Annotated in this window: 1 pseudogene; it reads left to right on the top strand. The window is 33.6% G+C overall.

Annotated elements, in window-relative coordinates:
• Positions 1-103, top strand: a pseudogene (locus tag WKI42_RS11125) (Pr6Pr family membrane protein); the annotation flags it as partial.
• Between the last annotated feature and the right edge of the window lie 108 nt (positions 104-211).

Raw genomic sequence — 211 nt, 5'->3', positions numbered from 1 at the left:
TTGGGATGTCGTATTCAAGTGGTGTCTGATTATCTTTGTTGCCTATATGGTGGCAGGATTTATCTTCTACTTTATCAAGCAAATCAAGAGAAAGTCATCCTAAGACACAAGAGATTCATTTTCGAGTTTAAGAAGGAGTCTGTATACCAATGAGACTTCTTCTTTTCTTGCTTTTTTGATAACTATCAAAAAATAGAAGATTAAGAGAAAG

Origin of the sequence: Streptococcus pseudopneumoniae (genome assembly GCF_038148935.1) — a bacterium.
Classification (GTDB): Bacteria; Bacillota; Bacilli; order Lactobacillales; family Streptococcaceae; genus Streptococcus; species Streptococcus pseudopneumoniae_U.
The sequence above is the reverse complement of the archived record's forward strand: the minus strand, read 5'-3'. Positions and strand labels throughout refer to the sequence as shown.